Consider the following 25,413-nt stretch of genomic DNA (forward strand, 5'->3'; position numbering starts at 1 on the left):
GGCCTGGACGGCGAGGTCACGCTGACGCTGCAGGATCTTCTGCACGGTCGCCAGGGCGCCGTCAGCGATCTGGGCGACGTTGGTGCCGTCCTGGGCGTTGCGCACGGCCTGGGTGAGGCCGTTGATCTGCGAGGTCAGACCCTGGCTGATCGACAGGCCGGCCGCGTCGTCGGCCGCCTTGTTGATCCGCAGGCCGCTCGACAGCTTCTCGAACGCGGCCTGCAGCGAGGCCTGGTTCGCGGACAGGTTGCCGTAGGCGTTGAGGGCCCCGACGTTGGTGTTGATGCGGAGACTCACTGTGTTTCCTCCTGAAACAGAGTCCGGATGACCCGCTTTACCGGGCCGGCCGATCCATCCGTGGATCAGCTCGGATATCTGTTCGGCAGCCGGTGCGACGACTTGAGCGATTGGGTGGGAAAAATCGCCCGATTTCCGTCTTAGGCGATGGAGGTGTGGCCCAGCCCGGCGCGCTGCGCCACGGAGCCGTAGGAGGTGACCGTCTCGCCCAGCGGGTTGGACATGCTCAGCCGGGACGACAGGGTGCCACGGGCGGCCACCGCCGCCGCGTAGCTGGCGACCCGGGCACCGGCCCGGCCGGTCGGCTCGGCAGTCTCGGCGAGCTCCGGCTCGGCGTGGGCCATGCCGTGCCGCAGCAGCTTGAGCGCCTCGGCCCGCAGCTGGGAGATCCGGGATTCGGTGACGCCCAGCTCGGCGGCGATGTCGGCCATCTGCCGCTGGTCGAAGAAGTAGGCCTGCACCACGTGGCGCAGCCGCTCGGGCAGCTCGGCGATCGCGTCATAGAGATAGCCCAGCTGCTCGCGGTCGAGCACCAGCTGCTCCGGGCCGCGCTGCACGTCGGCCACCATCGCCGCACCGGTCTCGGGGGCGAAGCCCTGCAGGCTCAGCACGCTGGCCCGGTGCACGTCGGCGTCGATGTTGCCGAGCTCGGAGACGCTGACCCCGAGGGTGTCGGCGACCTCCTGCGGGCGGGGCGAGCGGGCCAGGGTCACCGCGAGCTGGTTGCGGACCGTTTCCACCTCGCGGGCCCGGCCACGCACCGACCGGCTGGCCCAGTCCATCGAGCGGAGCTCGTCGACCAGGGCGCCGCGGATGCGGATGGCGGCGAACCGGGCGAACGGAACGCCGCGGGCTTCGTCGTAGCTCTGCGCGCTGAGCACCAGCGCGGTCATGCCGGCGGAGATGAGGTCGTCGCGACCGATATGGGCGGGCAGCCGGGTCATGGTCTCGCGGACGATGTGGCCGACCAGGGCCAGGTTGTCGCGGATCAGTGCTTCCACTTCGGCGGAGCACGCCGGGGCGGTCGAATCAACCAGCGCGGCGGATGCCGGCACGGAGGCCTTGTGACTCATCGTCATCGTTACTCTTCTCCTGGCAGGGGTGCTGCTTGGTCATTTGCTGCACTTTGCTGGCCACACAGATGGGTACTCGATTACTGCCGGTTAAGACGGCCCCCGCTGACTTAACCGGGGCTTAATGTATTACCTGCGTTAAGTTTCGGATACACAGAGTTAATGTGATCTGCATCACTACGGCGTGTCGCTCCCATTGGGCGTTGTGACCCCTGTACGCACCCGGGACCGTTCAAGTACGGCGGCGCTGTGCCGATCAGTTGCTTTGAACCCGAGGGGAGTGTGAGGTAGTCATGTTGACGACTACGGGAAGTAAAACCATGGGGTTCTCCGAGGTATCGACGCTGCTGTGGCGCGAGCGTGAGGCGCTGCAGTTGCTGCTCTTCAAGCTCGTCGAGGAGCAGTTGATCGTCAGCGCCGGGCACAGCCGCTGGCTGGCCCACGCCAACGACGAGGTGGAAGCAGCCCTCGAGCAGCTGCGCGGCACCGAGGTGCTGCGCGCCGCCGAGGTGGACGCGATCGCCGACGACCTTGGACTGTCCGCTCCCCCGACGCTTGCCGAGCTGGAGACGCTCGCCCCCGAACCGTGGTCCACGCTGTTCGCCGAGCACCGGCAGGTGCTGCTGCGGCTGGTCGACGAGGTGGAGCGCACCGCCGGCGACAACCGCGCGCTGCTGGCCGCCGGCGCCCGCGCGGTCCGCCAGACCCTGCTGTCGGTCACCCAGCCGGTGCAGACCTACGACGCGCACGGCTCGGCGGCCACCCTCACCGACGGTCCGATGCTGATGGACGAGCAGGCATGACTAGTTCGTTCTCCGGCCTCACCAATGCCCTGGCAGCGCTCAATGTGCAGCGCTACGGCATGGAGGTCACCGGCCAGAACATCGCCAACGCCAACACCCCCGGCTACACCCGGCAGCGTGCCGAGCTCGCCGCGGTCGGCCCGGTGGCCGGCGTCGCGGCGCTGTATGCCACCCAGCATCCGAACGGCTCGGTCACCGTCACCGGCACCACCCGGCTCAACGATCCGATGATCGACGGCCGGGCGCGCACCGAGCACGGCGACAACGGCTACCGGCAGACCACCGCCACCGTGCTGTCCTCGGTCGAGACGCTCTTCGACGAGCCCAGCGACACCGGGCTTGCCGAGCAGCTCAACGACTTCTGGAACTCCTGGGCCGCGGTGGCCAACAACCCCGGTGACCTGGCGGCCCGCAACGTGGTGCTGCAGAAGGCCGCGAGCCTGACCAGCAGCATCAACCAGAGCAGCTCCAACCTCGACCGGCTGACCCAGTCGGTGTCCCAGCAGGCCACCGCCGCCACCGTGGAGATCAACACCGCCGCGGCGGCGCTCGCCCAGCTCAACGGCGACATCGCGGTGGCCACCGCCAGCGGCAGCAACACCAACTCCCTGGCCGACCAGCGCGACGCGCTGCTGCTCAAGCTCGCCGACCTCACCGGCGCCCAGTCCACCATCAACGCCAACGGCAGCGCCGACGTGACGGTCGGCGGGCTGAGCCTGGTGTCGTCCACCACCGCCACCCCGTTGTCGCTGAGCGCCGGCAACCAGATCCTGGTCGGCGGCACCCCGGCGGGACCGGCCGGCGGCACCCTGCAGGGGCTGGTGGACGGCCTGACCACCGCACTGCCCGGCTACGCCGCCCAGCTCGACGCGGTCGCCGGGGCGCTGGCGGCCACCGTCAACGCCGCCCAGGCCGGCGGCTACGACCTGGCGGGCAACCCCGGCGGGCCGCTGTTCGCCGGCAGCACCGCCGCGACCCTGACCGTGGTGGTGACCAACCCCGCGAACCTGGCCGCCTCCGGCACCCCGGGCGGCAACCTGGACGGCTCGATCGCGCTGGGCATGTCCCAGCTGGGCAGCTCCAGCTCCGGAGCCGACGCCGCCTACCGCGGCTTGGTCGGCACCCTGGCCACCGACGTCCAGCGGGCCAACCAGCAGGCCGCGGTCCAGCAGGCGGTGACCAACAGCATCGACGAGCTCGCGCAGTCCTCGGCCGGGGTCAGCTTCGACGAGGAGACCACCAACCTGCTGACCTACCAGCGGGCCTACCAGGCCTCCTCCCGCGTGCTGTCCACCGTGGACGAGACGCTCGACCTGCTGATCAACCACACCGGACGGGCGGGCCTGTAAATGATGCGAGTCACCGCGGGTTCCGCCTCCCGGGGCGCGCTGGCCGGCCTGCAGGCCGACGCCGCCCGGCTGGCCACCCTGCAGCGGCAGATCACCTCCGGCCGGCAGATCACCAAGCCGTCGGACTCCCCCACCGGCACGGTGACCGCCCTGCAACTGCGCTCGCAGCTCAAGCAGCTCAACCAGTACCAGGCCAACGCCAACGACGCCCTCGGCTGGCTGACCACGGTCGACAGCACCCTGCACAGCATGACCAGCCAGCTCCAGCAGGTCCGCTCGCTGGTGCTGCAGGGCATGAACACCGGCACCGGCAACGCCGCCTCCAACGAGGCGCTGGCCCAGCAGGTCGACCAGGCCCGGGCCTCGCTGCTGTCGCTGGCCAACTCCAGCTACCTGGGCCGCCCGGTGTTCGGCGGCACCACCGCCGGCGGGGTCGCCTTCGACACCGCCGGCAGCTACGCCGGCGACACCGGCACGGTGACCCGGACCGTCGGGCCGAACAACGCCATCGACCTGAACACGCCCGGAACCGCGACCTTCGGTCCCAACGGCAGCAACCTGTTCGACCTGCTCACCGACATCTCGGCGAAGCTGCGTACCAACCCGTCCGGGCTCGGCGCGGACCTCGCACAGCTTGATGCCCGGCAGGTGGCGATCACCAACGAGCAGTCCCTGGCCGGCGCCAAGTACCAGAGGATCCAGAGCGTGCAGAACACCGCCAACACCAACCTGGTCCAGCTCAAGTCACAGCTGTCGGACCTGCAGGAGATCGATCTGGCCGACATGGCCATTCAGGTGACGTCGGCCAACGCTGCCTACCAGGCCGCGCTGGCCACCACGGCGAAGGTCAGCCAGATCTCGCTACTGGACTTCTTGAGGTGAGCGTGAAGCACAGCACCCTGCCCGCGAACGGGTCGGCCTCGGGCACCCTGAGCGCCCTGCCGCGCCCGGCCATCCTGCCCGACCGGATCACCTTCGCCACCCCGATCCCGGGCTTCGAAGACGAGCGCGACTTCACCGTCTCGGCGCTGGACGCCCACGGGGTGCTCTACGCGCTGCGCTCGGCCAAGACCCCCGGACTGCGGTTCGTGGTGGCGGCGCCGGGGAGGTTCTTCCCGGACTACGCGCCGCTGCTGGACGCCTCCGACGTCAGCGCCCTCGGGGTGGCCGACGGCGACGAGGTGCTGGTGCTGGTGATCGTCACGGTGACCAACGGCATCAGCGACGCCACCGCCAACCTGCTGGCCCCGATCGTGATCGCCGCCGACCGCGGCACCGCCGTGCAACTGGTGCTCGCCGACGCCGATCTGCCCCTGCGCGCACCGTTGTTGCAGCAAGCAGGCTAGCGTTGTCGGTGCCGGACCCGGCCCACTGCCTGCTGGAGCGTCGCCTTGCTGATTCTGACCCGCCGTGTCGGCGAGAGCATCGTCGTCGGCGATGACATCGTCCTGACCGTCTTCGAGGTCCGCGGCGACGCGGTCCGGATCGGGATCGAGGCGCCCCGGTCGGTCAAGGTCAACCGCAAGGAGATCTACGAGGAGATCCAGCGGTCCAACGCCCAGGCGGTGTCGAGCTCGGACGACGCGATCGAGGCGCTGCGCGGCGCGCTGGGCAGTCCCGCCGACGAGCCCGGCACCGACCCGGCGACCGGCACCCCGTCCTGAACCGGACTGAGTCCGATCAAGGCGTTTCGCTGCGGCAGCGGGCCGAACTTCCTTAGGATTGCGCCGTGAACGTGGCAACGACCGGCAGGCAATGACCGGCGTACCGGCGGACGGGACGGCGGTTGTCCTGCGCGACCAGCGCGGCGGCGCCTATCGCAGCGAGGTGGCCGGCGCCCAGGACGGCGTGCTGTTCCTCTCCCCGCCCCGTGACCTGGCCAGCGGCGCCTTCCCGCCTGGTACTCGGCTGCTGGTGGCCTGGCCGGACGAGACGTCGCTGCGGGTGCTGCCGGTGCTGCTGCTGAACGTGACCACCGACGGCCGGCTCGCCGTGCAGATCCAGGGCGCCGCCTGGCGCGAGGAGCGCCGACGCTATGCCCGGACCAACCTCGACGCCACGCTCAGCATCGGCTACGACCGGGGCGACGGGCAGCAGGTCGAGGCCGGCGGGGAGCTGATCGACCTCAGCGAGGCGGCGCTGCGCGGCATTGTGGCCCAGGACCACCAGGCGCTGCGCCGGCCGCGGACCCCGGTGCGGGTGCGGATCGAGCTGGCCGACGACAGCTTCGACATCAGCGGCTACGTACTGCAGGGCAAGCCCACGGCCCGGCTGGATCTGGGTATCGAGGTGGTGGTGCTCTTCCACCGCCCGGTGCCCCGGGTGGAGGAACTGCGCCGCCACCTCAGCGGCCTGGTGCCGGGCGGCAGCTGAACCGGTCTCAGCGGTTGCGGCGGCTGCGGCGCAGGTTGCGGATGACCAGCAGTCCCACCAGCAGCGCGGCGCCACCGAGCACCGCCTTGCCCTGCGGCGTCTCGGCCTTCTGCCGCAGGCTGGTCTTGGCGTCGTCGACCAGCCGCTTGGGCGCCAGCCGGTCGGCGAGCTGGTCGACGGCCGTCGCGAGCTGGTCGCGGGCCCGTTCTATTTCTGTCCGGATCTCGCTCGCGTCGCGCTGCGTCGCCACGGTCGGCTCCTTCGGTGTACGAGTGGGCTGGGTACTGGTTGGAAGCCAGCCTATCCACCCGACCGGACCGGGCGGCGGGCCGATACGGTATCGGGCATGACCGAACGTCTCGCCGCCGGCGACCCGGCGCCAGATTTCACCCTGCCGGACGCCGAGGGCAACCCGGTGTCGCTGGCCGACTTCCGCGGCCGGCGCGTCATCGTCTACTTCTACCCGGCCGCCTCCACCCCGGGCTGCACCAAGCAGGCCTGCGACTTCCGCGACAGCCTGGGCAGCTTCGCCGGCGAGGGGTTCGCGGTGCTGGGCATCTCGCCGGACAAGCCGGCCAAGCTGGCGAAGTTCCGCGACAACCAGCACCTGACCTTCCCGCTGCTGTCCGACCCGGACCGGCAGGTGCTCGGCGCCTACGGCGCGTACGGCGAGAAGAAGCTCTACGGCAAAACCGTCCAGGGCGTGATCCGCTCCACCTTCGTGATCGACGCCGACGGCAAGGTGGAGCTGGCTCAGTACGGCGTCAAGGCGACCGGCCACGTCGCCAAGCTGCGCCGCGACCTGGGCCTGGCCGCCGCCTAGTCGGGCTCGGCGGCTATGGGCACAGCCGCCGCCTCCTAGGCTCGGCGGCCGGTGGGCCTGGCCGCCGCCCGGGTAGGCTCGGCCCTGCGGGGCCGTAGCCCAATGGCAGAGGCACACGGTTTAGGTCCGTGACAGTGGGGGTTCAACTCCCCCCGGCCCTACACACGACTCAGGCTCGGTTCCCCCGTGGAACCGAGCCTGAATCCGGGTAGGGCGTGGTCAGCGCGAGTGCGCCAGCCGTCCCGCCAGGGCCGGCACCACGATCGCCGCGGCGACGGTGTGCAGCGCGATCAGGGTGGCGGCGGAGCCCGCGTCGAAGCCGAAGGTGAGATCCGGGACGTAGGACAGCGCGGTCAGGACGAGCGCCGTCCGCACGAAGGTGGTTCGCGGCCGGCGGGCCCGGCGCGCCAGAACGGCGGCGATGCCGACCCCGAGCAGCGAGAAGACCAGCGTCAGCTGGGCGAACCCGGCGATCGGGATGCTCGCGCCGGTCTTGTCGGCGAACGAGACCCCGGCGGCCGACGCGAGCGCGGCGAGGGTGGTGGTGGCGACCGAGGCCACGACGGCCGCGGCGACGCCGTGCTTCCAGACCGGCTGCCGCTCGATTGCCGGGGTGATCGGGGCGGAGGTCGTGATCGTGGTCATGTCGGGCTCCGTTTCCTCTGCGGGCCGCCCGGTGCGACCCCGCTTGTACCCTCTCCACGAACGAGCGGTTCCGGATTCGACAGGTCGCCAGAAATTACTTCGCCGGCTCCGTCCTGGGGCGCGCAATCCGCGGCGGCGGGCGGCTGCGAAGTACCCGCATGGTGTCTCCCGGCGTCCCAGGCGGCCGGCGCTGCCGTGCGCGGGCCCTAGCATGACCAGCATGTGGTTCGAGCGGTCCGGCGCCAGCCACTCCAAGGCGGTGCCCGCCCGCACCCCGGAGGACCTGGTGGCGGCCGCGGCCCGCGGCGACGAGCCGGCCTTCGCCGAGCTGTACGACCAGACCTCTTCGCGGGTGTACGGCATGGTGCTGCGGGTGGTCCGCGACCCGGCCCAGGCCGCCGAGGTGACCCAGGACGTCTATCTCGAGGTCTGGCGGCAGTCCGCCCGGTTCGACTCCGGCAAGGGCGCCGTGCTGCCCTGGCTGCTGATGATCGCGCACCGCCGCGCGGTCGACCGGGTGCGCTCGGCGCAGTCGAGCATGCTGCGCGACGACAAGTACGCCCAGCTGCACACCGAGCGGCCTTACGATTCGGTCAGCGAGCAGGTGCAGACCAGCCTGGAGGCGCAGCGGGTGCGCCGGGTGCTGGACGACCTGACCCCCGCGCAACGGGAGGCGGTGACGCTGGCCTACTTCGGCGGCTACACCCACACCGAGGTGGCCGAGCTGCTGAAAGTGCCGCTGGGAACGGTGAAAACCCGGATACGGGACGGCTTGATCAGGATGCGGGACGCCCTGGGGGTGACGGCATGACCGACGAACTGAACGCACTCGCCGGTGCCTACGCGCTCGACGCGCTCGACGACGACGAGCGGGCGGTGTTCGAGCAGCACCTGGCCGGCTGCCCCGCGTGCACCGAGGAGGTCCGCGGGCTGCGCAACGCCGCCGCCGAGCTCAGCCACCTGAGCGAGGCCGGCCCGCCCCCGGAGCTGCGGGCCGCCGTCCTGGGCGCCGTCGCGCAGAGCCGGCCGCTGCCACCCCGGGTGCCGGGCGCCCGGGTGCTGCCGCTGCGCCGGGCCCGCGCCACCGCGCTCTGGCAGGGGCTGGCCGCCGCCTGCGCGCTGATCGCCGTCGCCGCCTCGGTGTGGGGCTACTCCCAGCACCGCGAGGCGCAGCGCGCCCAGACCTCGGTGGTGCAGTCGCTGCTGGCCGCGCCGGACGTCCGGGCCACCACCACAGCCCTGAAGCAGGGCCAGGGCACCCTGCTCTCCTCGCGCAGCGAGCACCGGCTGGTGCTGATCGCACGCGGCCTGCCGGCGCTGCCGGCCGGCCGGACCTACCAGCTGTGGCTGATGTCCGAGACCGGCGCCCCCGTCCCGGGCGGGGTGTTCCGGCCGGACGAGCACGGCAACGTCGAGGTGCCGGCCGCGGGCAACCTCGACGCGGTGGACCGGATGGGAGTGTCGGTGGAGCCGGCCGGCGGCTCGGCCCAGCCCACCCTGGCGACCGTGCAGGTGCTCAAGCTCTGACAGCTGTGGCGGCGGTGCGCACCGGATACCGTGAGCCGCATGCCGGACAGCCCGCGGATCGACCTGAACGCCGACCTCGGCGAGGGCTTCGGCGCCTGGGGGGACCCCGCGGCCGACGAGGCTCTGCTCGGCATCGTCACCAGTGCCAACGTGGCCTGCGGCTTCCACGCCGGCGACCCGGTGATCATGCGCCGGGTCTGCGCCCAGGCGGTCGAGCGCGGGGTGGCCATCGGCGCCCAGGTCAGCTACCGGGATCTGGTGGGCTTCGGCCGGCGCCGGATCGAGGTGGCACCGGACGACCTGGCCGCCGACGTGCTCTACCAACTGGGTGCCTTGGACGGCTTCGCCCGGGCGGCCGGTGACCGGGTCCGCTACCTCAAGCCGCACGGCGCGCTGTACTCCGCCGCCGCCACCGATCCCGGCCAGGCCGGCGCGCTGGTGGCCGCCCTGCTGGCCTGGGACCGGCCGCTGCCGGTGCTGACGCTGCCAGGCTCCGCGCTGGCCACCGCGGCTTCCGCGGCGGGCCTTCCCGTGGTGGCCGAGGCCTTCTGCGACCGCGGCTACCGCCCGGACGGCTCGCTGGTGCCGCGCGATCGGCCCGGTGCGCTGCTGCACGAGCCCGCCGCGATCGCCGACCGGGCGCTGGCCATGGTCACCGGCGGGACGGTGCAGGCGGTGGACGGCAGCCGGCTTTCCGTCCGGCCCGGCTCGCTGTGCGTGCACGGCGACACCCCCGGCGCCGTCGGGATCGCCCGCGCGGTGCGCGACCGGCTGACCGGTGCCGGCGTCCGGCTGGCGCCCTTCGCCGCTCCTGCCCCGTGACCGGCTGGCGGCTGCTGCCGTACGGCCAGAGCGCCGTGCTGGTCGAGCTGGCCAGCCCCGCGGACGTGCTTCCGGCGCGGAATGCCCTGGTGGCGCAAGGACATCCGGCGGTGCTGGCAGTGGTGCCGGCCGCCCGGACGGTGCTGGTGCAGATCGACCCGGACGCGCTGGCGATGGCCGAGCTGCGGGCCTGGATCGACGAGTGCCTGCGCACCGCTGACGCCGGCGTCGCGGCCGCCGACCGGCCGGAGCCGGTGGAGCTGGCGGTGCGCTACGACGGCGCGGACCTCGACTCGGTCGCGCGGCGCTGCGGCCTGTCGGTGGCCGAGGTGGTCCGGCGGCACAGCACGGCCGAGTACACCGTGCAGTTCTGCGGGTTCGCGCCCGGCTTCGGCTACCTCAGCGGCCTGGACCCATTACTGCGGCTGCCCCGGTTGGCCAGCCCCCGGCCACTGGTGCCGGCCGGGTCGGTGGCGATCGCCGGTGAGTTCACCGGGGTGTACCCGCGCAGCTCCCCCGGCGGCTGGCTGCTGCTGGGCTCCACCGACGCGGTGCTGTTCGATCTCGACCGGGATCCGCCGGCGCTGCTGCGGCCCGGCACCCCGGTCCGGCTGCACCCGGCCTGAGTCCTCCGCCCACAGCCAGAGCCGCGCTCGGCCCCGGCAGAATGGCCGCCATGATCGAGGTGCTGGCGTCCGGCCCGCTGGCCACCGTGCAGGACCTGGGCCGGCCGGGCCTGGCCGAGCTCGGCGTCAGCCGCAGCGGTGCGGCCGACCGGGCGGCGCTGCGGCTGGCCAACCGGCTGGTCGGCAACGACGAGTCGGCGGCCGGTATCGAGATCACCCTGGGCGGGTTGGCAATCCGGCTGACCACCGCCGCCACCGTCGCCTGCACCGGGGCCCGCTGCCCGCTGTCCGGCCATCCCGGCGGCTGGAACGCCGCCCTCAGCTGCCCGGCCGGCACCGTGCTGGTACTCGGCCCGCCGGCGGTCGGGCTGCGCAGCTACCTGGCGGTTCGCGGCGGTCTGGCGGTGCCGGCGGTGCTCGGCTCCCGGGCGACCGACACGCTGTCCGGCCTGGGACCCGCCGTGCTGGGCCCGGGACAGCGGCTGCCCCTCGGCAGCGCGACCGCCGGCCCGCCCGGTACCGCCGGCGACCTCGGCCACCCGGGCACCGAGCTCCCGGCCGGCATCGCCCGGCTGAGGCTGGCAACCGGGCCGCGAGCCGAGTGGTTCGAACCAGGTCCGCTGCCCGAGGCGGCCTGGCAGGTCCGTCCGGACAGCGACCGGATCGGCACCCGGCTGGCCGGCCCGGCACTGCGGTTGCGTCCGGGCTTCGAGCAGTGCGCCGCCGAGCTGCCGTCCGAGCCGACCCTGCCGGGCGCGGTGCAGGTGCCGCCGGACGGCCAGCCGATCGTGCTCGGCCCGGACGCCCCGGTCACCGGCGGCTATCCGGTGGTCGGGGTGCTGCCCGAGGCCGACCTCGACGTGCTGGCCCAGCTGCGGCCGGGGGCCGTGCTGCGCTTCGTCAGTGCTCCGACCGGCCCTCGGTCCGCAGCGTCCGGCCGACCGAGGTGAGGCACTTGCCGTCGGACAGCCGCCACTTCCAGCCGTGCATCTGGCAGGTCAGCACCCCGCCGGCCACCTGGCCGAACCGGGTCAGGTCCGCCTTGAGGTGCGGGCAGCGGCGCTGGAACGTCCAGCCGTCCACGGTGATGCTCTCCTCGTCGTTGGCGGCCTCGGCGAAGTAGCCCTCGGCGTAGTTCAGCCGCTCCTCGGACAGGCACTTGAAGAAGGTGTAGACGTACTCGTTGTACGGCCCGATCCGGGTGGCGGTGAACCGGCAGGACAGGAACAGCGAGTTCACCCAGTCGATCTCGTGCTCGTAGACCAGGTGCTCGAGGTAGACCCGCTTGGTCTGGAACCGGTAGCGGACCTTCTCCTCGGCGTAGGGACGTACCTCGCGGGCGACGAAGTCGATCAGGAAGTCGACGTCGCCGCGCTCGTCGTCGGTGGCGGTGAACCGGACGCCGCCGTTGATGCCGGCCGCCATCTGGTCGGCCTCCTCCAGCAGCGGGGTGAACCAGGCCTTGATCTCGGCCAGCAGGTCGATCTCCGGATGTGCCCAGGACTGCTTCTGCAGCTCGACGGCGGGCTGCCGGCGCTCCTGCATGTCGCGCAGGTAGGCGGTCTTGTCGGCGAACAGCTTGTCCACCTCGGCGTCGGAGACCGGGTGCTCCACCGGGCAGTCCGGCTGGCCCAGGTCGGCCACGCTGCCCGGCAGCAGCAGCCGGCCGTTGTCGCGGCCCCGCTCGGCCAGCCAGTCCAGGTAGACCCGCTGGTCGGGGAAGATGTTGGACTCGTCGCCGAAGATGTCGTTGAAGCCCCACAACTCCTCGTCGAGGAAGCACGGCGGCCCCGCGGTCGGGAAGACGTAGCTGGCCCGCAGGTCGTCGATGTAGCGCAGGCTGCGGTCGAACTGTCGCTCGCGCTTGGTTGCCCCGAGGGCCTGCTTGGCCCGCTTGGGCAGGTCGTAGACCATCGGGAACCAGATCGCGCCGGAGAACTGCAGCAGGTGCGCGTCGACGTGGCCGAGCCGGCTGAACCGGGCCAGGTCCGAGGGCCGCGCGTCGTTCTGGTTGAGCAGGGTGTGCCGGCCGTCGGACAGCCACAGCGAGGAGTCCCCGATCGGGCCGTCGGTCGGCGAGGTCAGCGAGTCGACCATCACCTGCAACCCGTCGAGGTCGATCACCTCGTCGTTGCGGGTCTGCACGAAGGTCCGGAAACCCAGGTCGCGCAGCTGGTCCTCCAGCTCACTGGTCGGATAGTCCGGCAGCAGGATGGCGGCCTTCTTGCTGACGTAGCGCTTGAGATGCTCGGGATCGAAGTGGTCGCGGTGCAGGTGCGAGACGAACAGGTAGTCGACGTCGCCGTAGCGGTCCCAGTCCAGCTGGGAGTTGTCCGGAAAGGGAAACCAGGAGCCGAAGTAGGCTGGGTTCACCCAGGGGTCGGTGAGCACGCTGCCGAACTCGGTCTCGATCAGCATGCTGGCATGCCCCAGGCCGGTCACTCGCATCGAAAGCTGCTCTCCTCCGCCGTGCGGGTCCGTCGTCGCCCTCTCACGGTAGCCGCTGTCTGCATCGGCGAGGACGCACCGCCGGCCGGCGAGGTGATCACTGGCCGTCCGGACCTTCCAGCGCTCGCAGGATGAACGGCAGCAGCTCGCGCAACGCCCGGCCCCGGTGGCTGATGGCGTCCTTGTCGGCGGCGGGCAGCTCGGAGCTGGTCAGCTGGTAGCCCTCCGGCACGAAGATCGGGTCGTAGCCGAAGCCGTTGCTGCCCCGGGGCTCGCGGACCAGCCGGCCGGGCATCCGGCCCTCCCGCACCACCTGGCTGCCGTCCGGGGTGACCAGCGCCGCCGCGCACACGAACGCCGCCCCCAGCCGGTCGTCGGGCGTGTCGCCCAGCTGCTCCAGCAGCAGCGCCAGGTTCGCCGCATCGTCGCGCTGGTGGCCGGCCCAGCGGGCCGACAGCACCCCGGGCATGCCGTTGAGCGCGTCCACCGCGAGCCCGGAGTCGTCGGCGACCGTGACCAGCCCGGTGTGCCTGACCGCCTCCAGGGCCTTGATCAGGGCGTTCTCGGCGAAGGTGGCGCCCGACTCGGGCACCTCGTCGAAGGCCGGCACGTCGGCCAGCCCCAGCACCTCGACCGGCATCTCGGGCGCCAGGATGCGGTGCAGCTCCTCCAGCTTCTTGCGGTTGCGGGTCGCCAGCAGCAACCGGGCGGTCATCGTCGCACCCGCCCCTCGCGCGAGCGCGGGATCAGCCGCCCGCTCATCGGCCCAGCGCGTCCTGCTGGTAGCGGGCGAGCTGGGAGCAGCCGGCGATCGCCAGGTCCAGCAGCGCGTCCAGCTCGCTGCGCTTGAACGGCGCGCCCTCGGCGGTGCCCTGCACCTCGATGAACTCGCCGCTGCCGGTGACCACCACGTTCATGTCGGTCTCGGCCCGGACGTCCTCCTCATACATCAGGTCCAGCCGGGGCTCGCCATCGATCACGCCGACCGACACCGCCGAGACGGTGTTGATCAGCGGCTCGGTGCGGGCCAGCGAGCCGCGCTTGCCCAGCCAGGCGATGGCGTCGGCCAGCGCCACGTAGGCGCCGGTGATGGCGGCCGTCCGGGTGCCGCCGTCGGCCTGCAGCACGTCGCAGTCGATCGCGATGGAGTTCTCGCCGAGCGCGGCCAGGTCGACCGCGGCCCGCAGCGAGCGGCCGATCAGTCGCGAGATCTCGTGCGTCCGGCCGCCGATCTTGCCGCGCACCGACTCGCGGTCATTGCGGGTCAGGGTGGCCCGCGGCAGCATCGAGTACTCCGCGGTCACCCAGCCCAGGCCGCTGCCCCGGCGCCAGCGCGGCACCCCTTCGGTGACCGAGGCGGCGCACAGCACCTTGGTCGCGCCGAACTCGACAAGGGCCGAGCCCTCGGCGTAGGCCTGCCAGTTGCGGGTGATGGTGATCGGGCGGAGCTGGTCGGCGGCGCGGCCGTCGGGGCGGGAACTCATGCGGCAAAGCCTATCGAGGCACTCCGACAGCGGCCGCGTCGCCGGGGCGGCCGGGCCGGCGGCCGGAAGGCATCATGGCTGGTATGCGCACCGAGACCTTCCAGTTCCGTACCGGCGACCGGCCCGTGGTGCGCGACATCACCGACACCTGCGCGCAGTTCCTGCAACCCGGCGACACCGGGCTGCTGAACGTCTTCGTGCCGCACGCCACCGCCGGGGTGGCGATCCTGGAGACCGGTGCCGGCAGCGACGACGACCTGCTGGCGGCGTTGCGCGACCTGCTGCCGGCCGACGACCGGTGGCGGCACCGGCACGGCTCGGCCGGCCACGGCCGCGACCACGTGCTGCCGGCCCTGGTCGCCCCGTACGCGACGGTGCCGGTGCTGGACGGCCGGCTGCAGCTGGGCACCTGGCAGTCGGTCTGCCTGGTCGACACCAACGTCGACAACGCCGTCCGCACCGTCCGGCTCAGCTTCCTGGCCGGCTGAGCGCTGTGCTGGAGCTGCGCACCCGCCGCGTGCCGGGCAGCGGGCCCGGCACGCGGGCAGCCGCGCTGGCGGCCGGCACCGAGGCCTGGCTGCCGGGCGCGCTGGCGGTCTATGACCGGCTGTTCGCTGCCGCCGGGCTGGCTCCCGCCCAGGTCCGGCGGCTGGCGCTGGCCGCCCGCACCGCGCTGGCGGACTGGGCCAGCGACCTGGCCGAGGAGCTCGACAGCTATGCCGAGGCCAGCGGGCTGCCGGCCTGGCGTATCCATGCCCTCAACGCCCGCACCGAGCTGCTGGCCGCTGCCGGCGCCGCCGGCCGTGGTGAATGCTCGGCCATCGCCGGCGCGGACGCGGCCGGAGCAACGGTCGGCGCGCAGACCTGGGACTGGCACCGGGAGCTGGCCGGCGGCTGGGCGGTGCTGAAGTACCCGCAGGCCCGCCAGCCGTTCGTCACCCTCACCGAGGCCGGCCTGCTGGCCAAGATCGGCCTGAACTCCTCCGGGGTGGGCGTGCTGTTCAACGTCCTGGCGCACCGCGCCGACACCGGGGATGGCGGCGTTGCGGTGCACGCCGTGGCCCGCCGGATCCTCGACACCGCCACCGACGTCGGCACCGCCGTCGCCATCCTGCGCAGCGCCCCGCTGGCGGCCTCCAGCTGCTTCACGCTGCTGGACGCCGATCGGGTGGCTTGCCTGGAGGCCTCGCCGGCCGGGGTGGCCGAACTGCCGCCGGCCCGCTGGAGCGTCCACACCAACCACTTCCGCGATCCGGAGCTGGCGGCCGGCGCGCTGCCGACCGACCCGGACTCCGACAGCCTGCCCCGGCATGCGGTGCTGACCGCCCGGCTCGCCGACGCCGAGCATCAGGACGGCGCCGAGGGACTGGCCGACCTGCTGTGCGCTCACTCCTCCGACGGGGCCGGGGTGTGCTGCCACGCCCAGCCGGACGCCCCGCTGGGCAGCGGCTGGCAGACCCTGGCCACCGTCGCGCTGGAACCGGGCCACCGCCGGATGAGCGTGCTGGCCGGCGGGCCGTGCGGCCGGCCGGCGCGGGAGTGGCTGCGGTTCTCCCCCGGCTAGCCCATACCGACCGGGCAGCGGGACCAGCCGATCCAAGGCCAGCGGACTAGCCGATCCGAGCCAGCGGGGTTCAGCGGCGGCGGGCCAGCCGCCGGACCAGGGGCGGCCGGCTCGCGCCAGCAGGCTCGCGGCGGCGGTGCAGCAGGGCACCGAGGCCGGCGCCGACGGCGAACGCGGCCAGCTCGCCGGCCCAGAACTCGTGCTGGTGGGTCCGGGGCAGCAGGGCGTCGAACAGGCCCGAGAACACCACCGTCACCGCCACCGCGATCGCGATCTGCACCACCCGGCGGCCGAACAGGGCGCGGGCCAGCAGGTAGCCCAGCCACCCCAGCAGCACCGGGCTGACGCCCACCAGCACGTGGTCGGCGGGCCCGGCCAGCCAGTCGACCAGTCCCCCGGCCAGCGTGGTCGCGGCGGTCACCAGCACCAGGTGGCGGGTTCCGGAGGTCAGCATCAGCCAGCCCAGCACCGCGAACGGTATGGACAGTGCCGCCAGCTGCGCGGCACTGGCGTGCAGCACCCAGGCCACCACGATGCCGGCCAGCCCGTCCCACCGGCGCGGCTTGATGCCGAGCTCCAGCAGCGGGTGGTCCAGCAGCGCGTCGATGCCCAGCACCAGCCACAGCAGCGCCAGCGCGGCCGCCATCACCACCACCGCGCCGCCCGGACGGGACGGGGAGATCCTGCGGAACAGCTTGGTGTCGATCAGCTCCTGGCGGCGCTGCTGCTTGCGGCTCAGCCGGGCCGGCGGGGTGGGCCGCGACGAGGGCACCGGCTGTCGGGGCGGTGTGCTCACCCGCATCAGGCTACCGCCGCACCCCTGCCCGGCCGGCAACTCCGGACGGGCTCAGGCCCAGAGCTGGCCTTCCAGCAGCTCGGCGGCCTGCTGCAGGGAACCGGAGTAGGCGCCGGTGGACAGGTACTTCCAGCCGCCGTCGCAGACCACGAACACCACGTCGGCCCGCTGGCCGGCCTTCAGCGCCCGGTCGGCGGTGGCCAGTGCCGCGTGCAGGATGGCGCCGGTCGAGATGCCGGCGAAGATGCCCTCCTGCTCGACCAGGTCCCGGGTCCGGCGCAGGGCGTCGTAGGAGGTCACCGAGAACCGGGAGGTCAGCACCGTGTCGTCGTAGAGCTCGGGTACGAAGCCCTCGTCGATGTTGCGCAGGCCGTAGACCAGCTCGCCGTAGCGGGGCTCGGCGGCGATCACCTGGATGCCGGGCACCTTCTCGCGCAGGAACCGGCCGGCGCCCATCAGGGTGCCGGTGGTGCCGAGCCCGGCGACGAAGTGCGTGACGCCCGGCAGGTCGGCCAGGATCTCCGGTCCCGTTCCGTCGTAGTGCGCCTGGGCGTTGGCCGGGTTGCCGTACTGGTAGAGCATCACCCAGTCCGGGTTCTCGGCGGCCAGTTGCTTGGCTACCGCCACCGCCTGGTTGGAGCCGCCAGCGGCCGGCGAGGAGACGATCCGGGCGCCGAACATCTCCAGCAGCTGCCGCCGCTCGGTCGAGGTGTTCTCCGGCATCACGCAGACCAGCCCGTAGCCCTTGAGCTTGGCGATCATGGCCAGCGAGATGCCGGTGTTGCCGGAGGTGGGCTCCAGGATGGTGCAGCCGGGAGTCAGCCGGCCGTCCGCCTCGGCCGCGGCCACCATCGCCAGCGCCGCCCGGTCCTTGATCGAGCCGGTCGGGTTGCGGTCCTCGAGCTTGGCCCACAGCCGGACCGCGGGCTGGCCGGAGCCGGAGTCCCAGCGCGGCGACAGCCGGGGCAGGCCGACCAGGGGCGTGCCGCCGACCGCGTCGGCGAGGCTGTCGTAGCGGGTCACTGCGCCGCGTCGGCGCCGCCCGCGACGGCCGGCAGGATGGTCACTGCGTCGCCGTCGGACAACTTCGTCTCCAGCGACCCGGTGAACCGGACGTCCTCGTCGTTGACGTAGACGTTGACGAAGCGGTGCAGCGCGCCGTCCTCGGTGACCAGCCGGCCCTTGAGCCCGGCGTGGCGCGAGTCCAGGTCATCGAGCAGGGCGGCCAGGTTCTCGCCCTCCCCCGGAACGGACTTGGCCCCGTCGGTGTAGGTGCGCAGGATGGTCGGGATCTTGACCTCGACGGCCATTCGGTACTCCTTTGGAAATGTCGATGCGGTGTTACACCGAACCCAACCACGCGGCGCGCGGCGGTATGCCTAGCCCCCCGCCGGGCCGGCGTCGGCCACCAGCTCGACAGGCTCCTCGCTGACCTGACCGCCGACGATCCGGTACGAGCGGAACTCGGTCGAGTCCGGGTCGGCGGTGGAGACCAGCACGTAGTGGGCGTTCGGTTCCTGTGCCAGGTTGATGTCGGTACGCGACGGGTAGGCCTCGGTGGCGGTGTGCGAGTGGTAGATCACCACCGGCTCCTCGTCGGCGTCGTCCATCGCCTGCCAGAGCTTGAGCTGCTCGCGCGAGTCGAACTGGTAGAAGGTCGGCGAGCCGGCGGCGTTGGTCATCTCGACCAGCCGCTCCGGACGGTCCGAGCCCGCCGGACCCGCCACCACGCCGCACGCCTCGTTGGGATGGTCGCGGCGGGCGTGGGCGATGATGGCGTCGTGGATCGCCGCCGGCAGCCTCAGCACGGTTGTCCACGATAACCGTTGTGTCCGGCGGTCAGGGCAGCACCTGGGTCACCAGCAGGTCCTGCACGGCGGTGAGCCAGGCATAGACCTGCACGGCCGGGTGCTCTTCGTCCAGCTCGGCCTCCTCGGTGACGCCGAGCCGGGTGCCCAATGCCAGCCGCAGGTCGTTGAGCACCCGCAACCACCGGTCGGTGGCCTCGGCGTCCAGCTGCATCCGGCCGCCGCCGGGCGGCAGCTCCGTCCGGCAGCGCTCCAGCCGGCCGGCCCGCTCGGCGCGCAGGTCGGCCTCGACCAGCTCGCGGTACTCGCGGGCCGCGTCCGGGTCGTCGGTGTAGCCGTCCGGGTAGAGCCGCCGGATCACCGGGTCGGCCGGATCCGGCTCGGTCAGGGCCGCGGTCAGCTCGTCGAGCAGGCCGGCCAGCAGGGCGGCCTCGGCGGAGCTGAGATCCACCCGCAGCAGGCCGGCCTTGCGGCGGGCCTTCATGGCCGGGTCATGAATCGTGCTGCACGGTCGCCCACAGCCCGTAGCCGTGCAGCGTGGCGGTGTCGCCCTCCATCCGCTCCCGCGGTCCCGAGGACACCACCGCCCGGCCCTTGTGGTGGACGTCGAGCATCAGCGCGGTGGCCTTGTCCTTGGGATAGCCGAACACTGTCATGAACACGTGCGTGACGTAGGACATCAGGTTCACCGGGTCGTTCCAGACCACGGTCACCCAGGGACGGTCGGCCTCGGCGGTCTCGTCCGCCTGCTGGTCGGCGACCGCCTCCCGCTGCGGAGTGAGGGTCGGGGTAGCCATGCCTCCATGGTGGCACGCCGGCTCTGACACGATCTCCGGTTATGGCCGCCTCCTCGACCGCCCTGCTCACCGACCACTACGAGCTCACCATGCTCACCGCCGCACTGGCCGACGGCAGCGCCGAGCGCCGCTGCACGTTCGAGGTGTTCACCCGCCGGCTGCCCAACGGCCGCCGGTTCGGGGTGGCCGCGGGCCTGGGCCGGCTGCTGCCGGCGATCGAGGACTTCCGGTTCCCGGCCGAGCAGCTGGACCGGCTGGCGGCTGCCGGGGTGATCGACGCCCGCGCCGCGGACTACCTGGCCGGCTACCGGTTCGCCGGCGACATCTCGGCCTACGCCGAGGGCGAGCCGTACTTCCCGTACTCCCCGATCCTGAGCGTGACCGGCAGCTTCGCCGAGGCGGTGGTGCTGGAGACCCTGGTGCTGTCGGTGCTCAACCACGACAGCGCCATCGCCGCCGGAGCCGCCCGGATGGTGGTGGCCGCGGGCGACCGGCCGCTGATCGAGATGGGTTCCCGGCGCACCCACGAGCAGGCCGCGCTGGCGTGCGCCCGGGCCGCCTACCTGGTCGGCTTCTCCGCCACCTCCAACCTGGCCGCCGGCGCCTGCTACGGCATTCCCACCACCGGCACCGCCGCGCACGCCTTCACCCTGCTGCACGACAGCGAGCGGGCCGCCTTCGCCGCCCAGCTGGACTCGCTGGGCCTGGACACCACCCTGCTGGTCGACACCTACGACATCAGCCGCGGCATCGCCACCGCGATCGAGGTCGCCGGCCCCGGGCTGGGCGCGATCCGGATCGACTCCGGGGACCTGGCCGTGATGGCCCACCAGTCCCGGGCCCAGCTGGACTCCCTCGGCGCCACCGGCACCCGGATCGTGGTCAGCGGCGACCTCGACGAGTACGCGATCGCGGCGCTGGCCGCAGCACCGGTGGACTCCTACGGCGCCGGGACGGCGGTGGTCACCGGCTCCGGCGCCCCCACCGCGGGCCTGGTCTACAAGCTGGTGGAGGTGGACGGCCGGCCGGTGAGCAAGCGGAGTGAGAACAAGGGCAGCCCCGGCGGCGCCAAGCTCGGCTACCGCCGGCACCGGGCGTCCGGCACCGCCACCGAGGAGCTGGTGGTGCAGCAGCGCGCCGGGTTCTCTCCAGCAGACGGTGACCGGCTGCTCAGCGTGCCGGTGCTGCGCGGCGGCAGGCCGGTCGCCGAGGTGAGCCTGGAGCAGTCCCGCACCGCCCACCGGGCGGCCATGACGGCGCTGCCCTGGGAGGCGCTCAAGCTCTCGGCCGGAGAACCGGGGCTGGCGGTCAGCTTCGGCTGAGCCGGGGAACTCCTCGGCGGCCCTCGCTAGGCTCGGCGGCCGACCGGTCGGATGGAGCACGGGAGAGGCTGATGGCTGAGGTAGTGCTGTTCCACCACGCGCAGGGACTGACCCCGGGGGTGGTGGCCTTCGCCGAGGAGATCCGGCGGGCCGGGCACACCGTGCACACGCCGGACCTGTTCGACGGCCACACCTTCGACACCCTGGAGCAGGGCATGGCCCACGTCGCGACGCTGGGCTTCGGCGAGGTGCTGGAGCGCGGCGAGCGGGCGGTGCGGGGGCTGCCGGACGAGCTGGTCTACGCCGGCTTCTCGCTCGGCGTGGTGCCGGCGCAGAAGCTGGCCCAGACCCGTCCGGGCGCCCGCGGCGCGCTGTTCATGTACTCCTGCATCCCGGCCTCGGAGTTCGGCTCGTGGCCGGCCGGGGTGCCGGTGCAGGTGCATGGCATGGACGCCGACCCGATCTTCGTCGGCGAGGGCGACATCGACGCCGCCAAGGCCCTGGTCGCCGAGGCCGAGGACGGCCAGCTGTTCCTGTACCCGGGCGATCAGCACTACTTCGCCGACAGCTCGCTGCCGTCCTACGACGCCGAGGCCACCGCACTGCTGCTGCAGCGGGTGCTCGGCTTCCTCGAAGGCCGCTGACGCCCCACCCGGTCAGGCCCCGGGGTCGGTGTCCCGGTCGCCGATCCGAGGCCCCTCGCCACCGACGGTGGCCTGGCCGGCCATCTCCAGCACCCGGTGCTTCTTGTCGGCGTGCGCCTCGCGTTCCAGCCGCGGGATGAGGTGCGGGTAGTGCGCCTCGAACGCGGGCCGCTCGGAGCGGATTCGCGGCATCGAGGTGAAGTTGTGCCGCGGCGGCGGGCAGGAGGTCGCCCACTCCAGGGAGTTGCCGTGACCCCACGGGTCGTCGGCGAGGGCGAGCTCGCCGAACCGGTAGGACTTGTAGACGTTGTAGAGGAACGGCAGCATCGAGGCGCCCAGCAGGAAGGCGCCGATGCTGGAGATGGTGTTCAGCGTGGTGAAGCCGTCACCGGGCAGGTAGTCGGCATACCGCCGCGGCATGCCCTTGGTGCCGACCCAGTGCTGCACCAGGAAGGTGGTGTGGAAGCCCACGAAGGTCAGCCAGAAGTGCACCTTGCCCAGCCGCTCGTCCATGTAGCGGCCGGTGAACTTCGGGAACCAGAAGTACACCCCGGCGTAGGCGGCGAACACGATGGTGCCGAACAGCACGTAGTGGAAGTGCGCCACCACGAAGTAGGTGTCCGAGACGTGGAAGTCGGCCGGCGGGCTGGCCAGCACCACCCCGGTCAGGCCACCGAACAGGAAGGTCACCAGGAAGCCGACCGAGAACAGCATGGGTGACTCGAAGCTGATCGAGCCGCGCCACATGGTGCCGATCCAGTTGAAGAACTTCAGCCCGGTCGGCACCGCGATCAGGAAGGACAGGAACGAGAAGAACGGCAGCAGCACCACGCCGGTGGCGAACATGTGGTGCGCCCACACCGTCAGCGACAGGGCGCCGATCGACAGCGTCGCCAGTACCAGGCCCTTGTAGCCGAACAGCGGCTTGCGGCTGAACACCGGGAAGATCTCGGACACGATGCCGAAGAACGGCAGCGCCAGGATGTAGACCTCGGGGTGGCCGAAGAACCAGAACAGGTGCTGCCACAGGATTGCGCCGCCGTTGGCGGTGGCATACACCTGCGCGCCCAGGTGCCGGTCGACCCACAGCACCAGCAGCGCCGCGGTCAGGATCGGGAAGGCCAGCAGCACCAGCAGCGAGGTGACCAGGATGTTCCAGGTGAAAATGGGCATCCGGAACATCGTCATGCCGGGCGCGCGCAGGCACAGCACCGTCGTGATCATGTTGACGCCGCCCAGGATGGTGCCCAGACCCGACACCGCCAGGCCCAGGATCCACAGGTCGGTGCCGATGCCCGGCGAGTTGGTCATGTCGTTCAACGGCAGGTAGAACGTCCAGCCGCCGTCGGCCGCGCCCTGCGGGGTGACGAAGCCGAGCACCGCCACCGTCGCGCCGAACAGGTACAGCCAGTAGGAGAAGGCGTTCAGCCGCGGGAAGGCCACGTCCGGCGAGCCGATCTGCAGCGGCAGCACCAGGTTGGCGAACGCGAACACGCTGGGGGTGGCGAAGAACAGCAGCATGATCGTGCCGTGCATGGTGAACAGCTGGTTGTACTGCTCGGCGGTCAGGAACTGCATGCCCGGCCGGGCGAGCTCGGCGCGCATCACCAGCGCCATCACCCCGCCGAGCAGGAAGAAGGCGAACGAGGTGACCATGTACATCCGGCCGATCAGCTTGTGATCGGTGGTGCGCAGCACCTGCAGGAACATCGAGCCGTTGGCAGGAGTCTCGGCCGGGTAGGGCCGGCTCACGATCGGCGCGGGCTCGACCTTGCGCGGGCTCTCGCCCGGACTGCTGCCTGCGGTGAGGGTCAACTCCGGCCTCCGGCTCGTCTGTGGAACTCAGGTCGCGCCGGACGGTCGCCGCACTGTCCGGGCGTTGCTCGGCCAGAATAGCCACCGCCGCACCGGGCCGGTGCACCCGGCACGGGGGAATCGCGCACGCGGCACCCGCCGGGGCGGACCCTCCGCCGGGAGAGGCGGCACTGGCCTACGGTGGAGGCAGCGCGGGTCCCTACGGTGGAGGCAGCTCCGCCCGACCGACCAGCCCAGCCCGACCAGTCCAGCCAGTCCAGCCCCGGAGGTGCCGCCATGACCGCCATCGAAGGACCAAGCGCGCTCGTCGACCTGCTGGCCGGCCGGCATTCCGGGGTGCTGGCCACCCTCAAGTCCGACGGCCGGCCGCAGCTGTCCAACATCGCCTACGCCTTCAGCGCCGACCCCGCCGCGCCGGAGCCCGGTGTGGTGCGGATCTCGATCACCGCCACCCGGGCCAAGTACCGCAACCTGCAGCGCGACCCGCGCGCCAGCCTGCACGTCAGCACGCCGGACTTCTGGTCCTACGCGGTGGCCGAGGCGACCGCCCGGCTCAGCCCGGTGGCCGCCGACCCGCACGATGACACCGTGGCGGATCTCATCGCGCTCTACCGGGACGTGCAGGGCGAGCACCCGGACTGGGAGGAGTTCCGGCAGGCGATGGTCACCGACCAGCGAGTGCTGCTGCGGCTGGTGGTGAGCCGGGTCTACGGAATGGGCGGCGGCTGACCCGGTACGAAAGAGAGCCGGGCAGGAGTTGCCCAGAAACCGGCACGGACGAAGCGGGACGAACAGGAAGGCGGCGTCATGTCGTTGAAGATCGGGTACAAGGCCTCGGCCGAGCAGTTCGCACCGCGCCAACTGCTGGACTACGCGGTCGAGGCCGAGCAGCGCGGCCTGGACAGCGTGATGATCTCCGACCACTTCCAGCCCTGGCAGCACGACGGCGGCCATGCCCCGTTCGCGCTGTCCTGGCTGGCGGCCGTCGGCGAGCGCACCAGCCGGGTGCAGCTGGGCACCAGCGTGCTCACCCCCACCTTCCGATACAACCCGGCGATCATCGCCCAGGCCTTCGGCACCCTGGCCTGCCTGTACCCGGACCGGATGCTGCTGGGCATCGGCACCGGCGAGGCGCTCAACGAGGTGGCGGTGGCCCGGCTGGAATGGCCTGAGTTCAAGGAGCGGTTCGCCCGGCTGCGCGAGGCGGTCGAGCTGATGCGGCTGCTGTGGTCGCAGGAGCGGGTCACCTTCGACGGCCAGTACTACCAGTGCACCGACGCCACCGTCTACGACCGGCCCGAGCGGCCGGTGCCGGTCTACGTCGCCGCCGGCGGCCCGGTGGTGGCCCGGTACGCCGGCCGGGCCGGGGACGGCTTCATCTGCACCTCCGGCAAGGGCGCCGAGCTGTACACCGACAAGCTGATGCCGGCCGTCGAGGAGGGACTGGCGGCCACCGGCCGGGATCCCGGGCAGCTGGACCGGATGATCGAGATCAAGCTGTCCTACGACCCTGATCCCGAGCAGGCGCTGGAGAACACCCGGTTCTGGGCGCCGCTGGCGCTGACCGCCGAGCAGAAGAGCGGTCTGCACGACCCGATCGAGATGCAGGCGGCCGGCGCCGCGCTGCCGATCGAGCAGGTGGCCAGCCGCTGGATCGTGGCCAGCGACCCGGACAGCGCGGTCGAGGCGATCCGGCCGTACCTGGACTACGGCTTCACCCACCTGGTCTTCCACGCCCCCGGCCACGACCAGTCCCGGTTCCTGGCTGCCTTCGGCGAGCAGGTCGTGCCGCTGCTGCGCGCGCTGGGCTGAGGGCAGAAGGTGGCTCCAGATCTGTCAGTGGATTTGTCGGCAACCGGCATCCGGCGGGTTCGCGAAGCGGACGTGGCCGCGGTGGTCGGCCTGGTGTACGAGCTGGCCGAGTACGAGCGGCTGTCGGCCGAGTGCCGGCTTACCCCGGACCAGTTGCACCAGGCGCTGTTCGGCCCGGCACCGGCGCTGTTCGGCCATGTCGCCGAGGTGGCCGGCACGGTGGCCGGGTACGCGCTGTGGTTCCTGAACTACTCGACCTGGAAGGGCAGTCACGGGATCTACCTGCTGGACCTCTACGTCCAGCCCGGGCACCGCGGCAGCGGCCTCGGCCGGGGCCTGCTGGCCGCGCTCGCCGAGGAGAGCTGCCGGCGCGGTCTGACCGGTGTGGAATGGGAAGTCCTGGACTGGAACACCCCGGCGATCGGGTTCTACCGGGCGCTGGGCGCCGAGCCGGACGAGGGCTGGACGACCTACCGGCTCACCGGCCACGCCCTGTCTGCACTGGCTGGCGGCTGACAATTCGCCACGCCGTATTCCTTGTCTCAGTTTGCGAGTGGCCGAATGGTCACTTAGGGTGAACAGCAA

The 25,413-nt window shown here is 72.1% G+C and carries 32 protein-coding genes, 1 tRNA gene and 1 pseudogene; 20 read left to right on the forward strand and 14 right to left on the reverse strand.

Translation table 11 applies throughout. The annotated features are described in order from the left end of the window. Together VLJ82_RS02040 and VLJ82_RS02045 are read right to left on the reverse strand one after the other, a co-directional pair. Positions 1–297, reverse strand: a pseudogene (locus VLJ82_RS02040) (flagellin); the annotation flags it as partial. 140 nt (positions 298–437) lie between these two features. After that, entirely contained in the window at positions 438–1,376 is a 939-nt protein-coding gene (locus tag VLJ82_RS02045) for a sigma-70 family RNA polymerase sigma factor (protein ID WP_408661655.1), read from the reverse strand. Positions 1,377–1,663: 287 nt separating this feature from the next. Here VLJ82_RS02045 and flgN point away from each other — a divergent pair, with 287 nt between their 5' ends. The 6 genes from flgN (at position 1,664) to VLJ82_RS02075 (ending at position 5,895) form a co-directional block, all read left to right on the forward strand. Continuing rightward, complete coding sequence (gene flgN, locus VLJ82_RS02050) at positions 1,664–2,173, forward strand: flagellar export chaperone FlgN (protein ID WP_408661656.1); 510 nt, start codon at positions 1,664–1,666, stop codon at positions 2,171–2,173. Further along, positions 2,170–3,522, forward strand: a complete 1,353-nt coding sequence (flgK, locus tag VLJ82_RS02055; protein ID WP_408661657.1) for a flagellar hook-associated protein FlgK — start codon at positions 2,170–2,172, stop codon at positions 3,520–3,522. Before flgN ends, flgK begins: the two co-directional genes overlap by 4 nt. 3 nt (positions 3,523–3,525) lie before the next feature. Further along, positions 3,526–4,404: a flagellar hook-associated protein FlgL gene (flgL, locus tag VLJ82_RS02060; RefSeq protein WP_408661658.1), complete on the forward strand. Its 879-nt coding sequence runs from the start codon at positions 3,526–3,528 to the stop codon at positions 4,402–4,404. Continuing rightward, a complete protein-coding gene (gene fliW, locus VLJ82_RS02065; protein ID WP_408661659.1) occupies positions 4,401–4,868 on the forward strand; it encodes a flagellar assembly protein FliW in 468 nt (155 codons plus the stop codon). The genes flgL and fliW overlap by 4 nt, the downstream gene beginning before the upstream one ends. 45 nt (positions 4,869–4,913) lie before the next feature. Further along, on the forward strand, positions 4,914–5,186 hold the full coding sequence (csrA, locus tag VLJ82_RS02070; RefSeq protein WP_408661660.1) for a carbon storage regulator CsrA: 273 nt from the start codon (positions 4,914–4,916) through the stop codon (positions 5,184–5,186). A gap of 91 nt (positions 5,187–5,277) precedes the next feature. Further along, positions 5,278–5,895, forward strand: coding sequence for a hypothetical protein (locus tag VLJ82_RS02075; RefSeq protein ID WP_408661661.1), 618 nt, complete (start codon positions 5,278–5,280; stop codon positions 5,893–5,895). A gap of 7 nt (positions 5,896–5,902) precedes the next feature. Here VLJ82_RS02075 and VLJ82_RS02080 read toward each other — a convergent pair whose 3' ends face one another. Further along, complete coding sequence (locus VLJ82_RS02080) at positions 5,903–6,145, reverse strand: DUF3618 domain-containing protein (RefSeq protein ID WP_408661662.1); 243 nt, start codon at positions 6,143–6,145, stop codon at positions 5,903–5,905. 96 nt (positions 6,146–6,241) lie between these two features. Between VLJ82_RS02080 and bcp the strand changes: the two genes are divergently transcribed. Both bcp and VLJ82_RS02090 read left to right on the forward strand, forming a co-directional pair. Further along, positions 6,242–6,718 (forward strand): thioredoxin-dependent thiol peroxidase, encoded by a 477-nt coding sequence (gene bcp / locus VLJ82_RS02085; protein WP_408661663.1) that lies wholly within the window; start codon positions 6,242–6,244, stop codon positions 6,716–6,718. 88 nt (positions 6,719–6,806) lie between these two features. After that, positions 6,807–6,879: transfer RNA gene (locus VLJ82_RS02090), tRNA-Leu, on the forward strand. A 58-nt stretch (positions 6,880–6,937) separates the two neighbouring features. On the opposite strand, the gene VLJ82_RS02095 is transcribed toward VLJ82_RS02090, so the two are convergent. Beyond that, the gene (locus VLJ82_RS02095) at positions 6,938–7,363 is read right to left on the reverse strand and encodes a DUF6069 family protein (RefSeq protein WP_408661664.1); all 426 of its coding nucleotides are present in this window, start codon (positions 7,361–7,363) and stop codon (positions 6,938–6,940) included. Between the two features lie 220 nt (positions 7,364–7,583). Here VLJ82_RS02095 and sigK point away from each other — a divergent pair, with 220 nt between their 5' ends. From sigK to VLJ82_RS02120, 5 genes are read left to right on the forward strand one after another with little or no spacing between them, the layout of a single operon-like run. After that, positions 7,584–8,174, forward strand: coding sequence for an ECF RNA polymerase sigma factor SigK (gene sigK / locus VLJ82_RS02100; protein WP_408661665.1), 591 nt, complete (start codon positions 7,584–7,586; stop codon positions 8,172–8,174). Continuing rightward, a complete protein-coding gene (locus VLJ82_RS02105) occupies positions 8,171–8,890 on the forward strand; it encodes an anti-sigma factor (RefSeq protein ID WP_408661666.1) in 720 nt (239 codons plus the stop codon). The genes sigK and VLJ82_RS02105 overlap by 4 nt, the downstream gene beginning before the upstream one ends. 39 nt (positions 8,891–8,929) lie before the next feature. Continuing rightward, the gene (locus VLJ82_RS02110; RefSeq protein WP_408661667.1) at positions 8,930–9,712 is read left to right on the forward strand and encodes a LamB/YcsF family protein; all 783 of its coding nucleotides are present in this window, start codon (positions 8,930–8,932) and stop codon (positions 9,710–9,712) included. Further along, complete coding sequence (locus tag VLJ82_RS02115) at positions 9,709–10,338, forward strand: 5-oxoprolinase subunit B family protein (protein ID WP_408661668.1); 630 nt, start codon at positions 9,709–9,711, stop codon at positions 10,336–10,338. Before VLJ82_RS02110 ends, VLJ82_RS02115 begins: the two co-directional genes overlap by 4 nt. Before the next feature lie 41 nt (positions 10,339–10,379). After that, positions 10,380–11,288 (forward strand): biotin-dependent carboxyltransferase family protein, encoded by a 909-nt coding sequence (locus VLJ82_RS02120; RefSeq protein WP_408661669.1) that lies wholly within the window; start codon positions 10,380–10,382, stop codon positions 11,286–11,288. On the opposite strand, the gene VLJ82_RS02125 is transcribed toward VLJ82_RS02120, so the two are convergent. The 3 genes from VLJ82_RS02125 to rph all read right to left on the reverse strand — a co-directional run bounded on the left by VLJ82_RS02125 (position 11,239) and on the right by rph (position 14,270). Continuing rightward, positions 11,239–12,786, reverse strand: coding sequence for a Rieske 2Fe-2S domain-containing protein (locus VLJ82_RS02125; protein WP_408661670.1), 1,548 nt, complete (start codon positions 12,784–12,786; stop codon positions 11,239–11,241). The two genes, VLJ82_RS02120 and VLJ82_RS02125, sit on opposite strands and share 50 nt — an antisense overlap. Before the next feature lie 97 nt (positions 12,787–12,883). Beyond that, positions 12,884–13,501 carry an RdgB/HAM1 family non-canonical purine NTP pyrophosphatase gene (gene rdgB / locus VLJ82_RS02130; RefSeq protein ID WP_408661671.1) on the reverse strand — a complete coding sequence of 206 codons (618 nt, stop codon included), beginning with the start codon at positions 13,499–13,501 and terminating at the stop codon, positions 12,884–12,886. A 43-nt stretch (positions 13,502–13,544) separates the two neighbouring features. Further along, complete coding sequence (gene rph, locus VLJ82_RS02135; protein WP_408661672.1) at positions 13,545–14,270, reverse strand: ribonuclease PH; 726 nt, start codon at positions 14,268–14,270, stop codon at positions 13,545–13,547. 83 nt (positions 14,271–14,353) lie between these two features. On the opposite strand from rph, the gene VLJ82_RS02140 reads away from it, so the two are divergent. Further along, positions 14,354–14,758 carry a YjbQ family protein gene (locus VLJ82_RS02140; protein WP_408661673.1) on the forward strand — a complete coding sequence of 135 codons (405 nt, stop codon included), beginning with the start codon at positions 14,354–14,356 and terminating at the stop codon, positions 14,756–14,758. A gap of 5 nt (positions 14,759–14,763) precedes the next feature. After that, positions 14,764–15,834 carry a C45 family autoproteolytic acyltransferase/hydolase gene (locus VLJ82_RS02145; RefSeq protein WP_408661674.1) on the forward strand — a complete coding sequence of 357 codons (1,071 nt, stop codon included), beginning with the start codon at positions 14,764–14,766 and terminating at the stop codon, positions 15,832–15,834. A gap of 70 nt (positions 15,835–15,904) precedes the next feature. Here the strand turns inward: VLJ82_RS02145 and VLJ82_RS02150 are convergent, their stop codons facing one another. The 6 genes from VLJ82_RS02150 to clpS all read right to left on the reverse strand — a co-directional run bounded on the left by VLJ82_RS02150 (position 15,905) and on the right by clpS (position 19,235). Beyond that, complete coding sequence (locus VLJ82_RS02150) at positions 15,905–16,630, reverse strand: rhomboid family intramembrane serine protease (protein ID WP_408661675.1); 726 nt, start codon at positions 16,628–16,630, stop codon at positions 15,905–15,907. Positions 16,631–16,681: 51 nt separating this feature from the next. Beyond that, on the reverse strand, positions 16,682–17,653 hold the full coding sequence (locus VLJ82_RS02155) for a PLP-dependent cysteine synthase family protein (protein WP_408661676.1): 972 nt from the start codon (positions 17,651–17,653) through the stop codon (positions 16,682–16,684). Continuing rightward, positions 17,650–17,940: a MoaD/ThiS family protein gene (locus VLJ82_RS02160; RefSeq protein ID WP_408661677.1), complete on the reverse strand. Its 291-nt coding sequence runs from the start codon at positions 17,938–17,940 to the stop codon at positions 17,650–17,652. The genes VLJ82_RS02155 and VLJ82_RS02160 overlap by 4 nt, the downstream gene beginning before the upstream one ends. Positions 17,941–18,009: 69 nt before the next feature. Then, the gene (locus VLJ82_RS02165; RefSeq protein ID WP_408661678.1) at positions 18,010–18,438 is read right to left on the reverse strand and encodes a Mov34/MPN/PAD-1 family protein; all 429 of its coding nucleotides are present in this window, start codon (positions 18,436–18,438) and stop codon (positions 18,010–18,012) included. Between the two features lie 31 nt (positions 18,439–18,469). Beyond that, positions 18,470–18,922 carry a DUF2017 family protein gene (locus tag VLJ82_RS02170; RefSeq protein WP_408661679.1) on the reverse strand — a complete coding sequence of 151 codons (453 nt, stop codon included), beginning with the start codon at positions 18,920–18,922 and terminating at the stop codon, positions 18,470–18,472. A 7-nt stretch (positions 18,923–18,929) separates the two neighbouring features. Further along, positions 18,930–19,235: an ATP-dependent Clp protease adapter ClpS gene (gene clpS, locus VLJ82_RS02175; protein WP_408661680.1), complete on the reverse strand. Its 306-nt coding sequence runs from the start codon at positions 19,233–19,235 to the stop codon at positions 18,930–18,932. Between the two features lie 41 nt (positions 19,236–19,276). On the opposite strand from clpS, the gene VLJ82_RS02180 reads away from it, so the two are divergent. Continuing rightward, a complete protein-coding gene (locus VLJ82_RS02180) occupies positions 19,277–20,557 on the forward strand; it encodes a nicotinate phosphoribosyltransferase (protein WP_408661681.1) in 1,281 nt (426 codons plus the stop codon). 71 nt (positions 20,558–20,628) lie between these two features. After that, entirely contained in the window at positions 20,629–21,201 is a 573-nt protein-coding gene (locus tag VLJ82_RS02185; protein ID WP_408661682.1) for a dienelactone hydrolase family protein, read from the forward strand. 12 nt (positions 21,202–21,213) lie between these two features. Here the strand turns inward: VLJ82_RS02185 and ctaD are convergent, their stop codons facing one another. Next, on the reverse strand, positions 21,214–22,911 hold the full coding sequence (gene ctaD, locus VLJ82_RS02190) for a cytochrome c oxidase subunit I (RefSeq protein WP_408661692.1): 1,698 nt from the start codon (positions 22,909–22,911) through the stop codon (positions 21,214–21,216). A gap of 381 nt (positions 22,912–23,292) precedes the next feature. Between ctaD and VLJ82_RS02195 the strand changes: the two genes are divergently transcribed. From VLJ82_RS02195 to VLJ82_RS02205, 3 genes are all read left to right on the forward strand, one after another. Then, entirely contained in the window at positions 23,293–23,745 is a 453-nt protein-coding gene (locus VLJ82_RS02195; protein WP_408661683.1) for a PPOX class F420-dependent oxidoreductase, read from the forward strand. A gap of 78 nt (positions 23,746–23,823) precedes the next feature. Further along, complete coding sequence (gene fgd, locus VLJ82_RS02200) at positions 23,824–24,828, forward strand: glucose-6-phosphate dehydrogenase (coenzyme-F420) (RefSeq protein WP_408661684.1); 1,005 nt, start codon at positions 23,824–23,826, stop codon at positions 24,826–24,828. Between the two features lie 33 nt (positions 24,829–24,861). After that, positions 24,862–25,344 (forward strand): GNAT family N-acetyltransferase, encoded by a 483-nt coding sequence (locus VLJ82_RS02205; RefSeq protein WP_408661693.1) that lies wholly within the window; start codon positions 24,862–24,864, stop codon positions 25,342–25,344. The last annotated feature ends 69 nt before the right edge of the window (positions 25,345–25,413 follow it).

The organism is Jatrophihabitans sp. (assembly GCF_035474675.1).
Taxonomy (GTDB): Bacteria; Actinomycetota; Actinomycetes; order Mycobacteriales; family Jatrophihabitantaceae; genus Jatrophihabitans_A.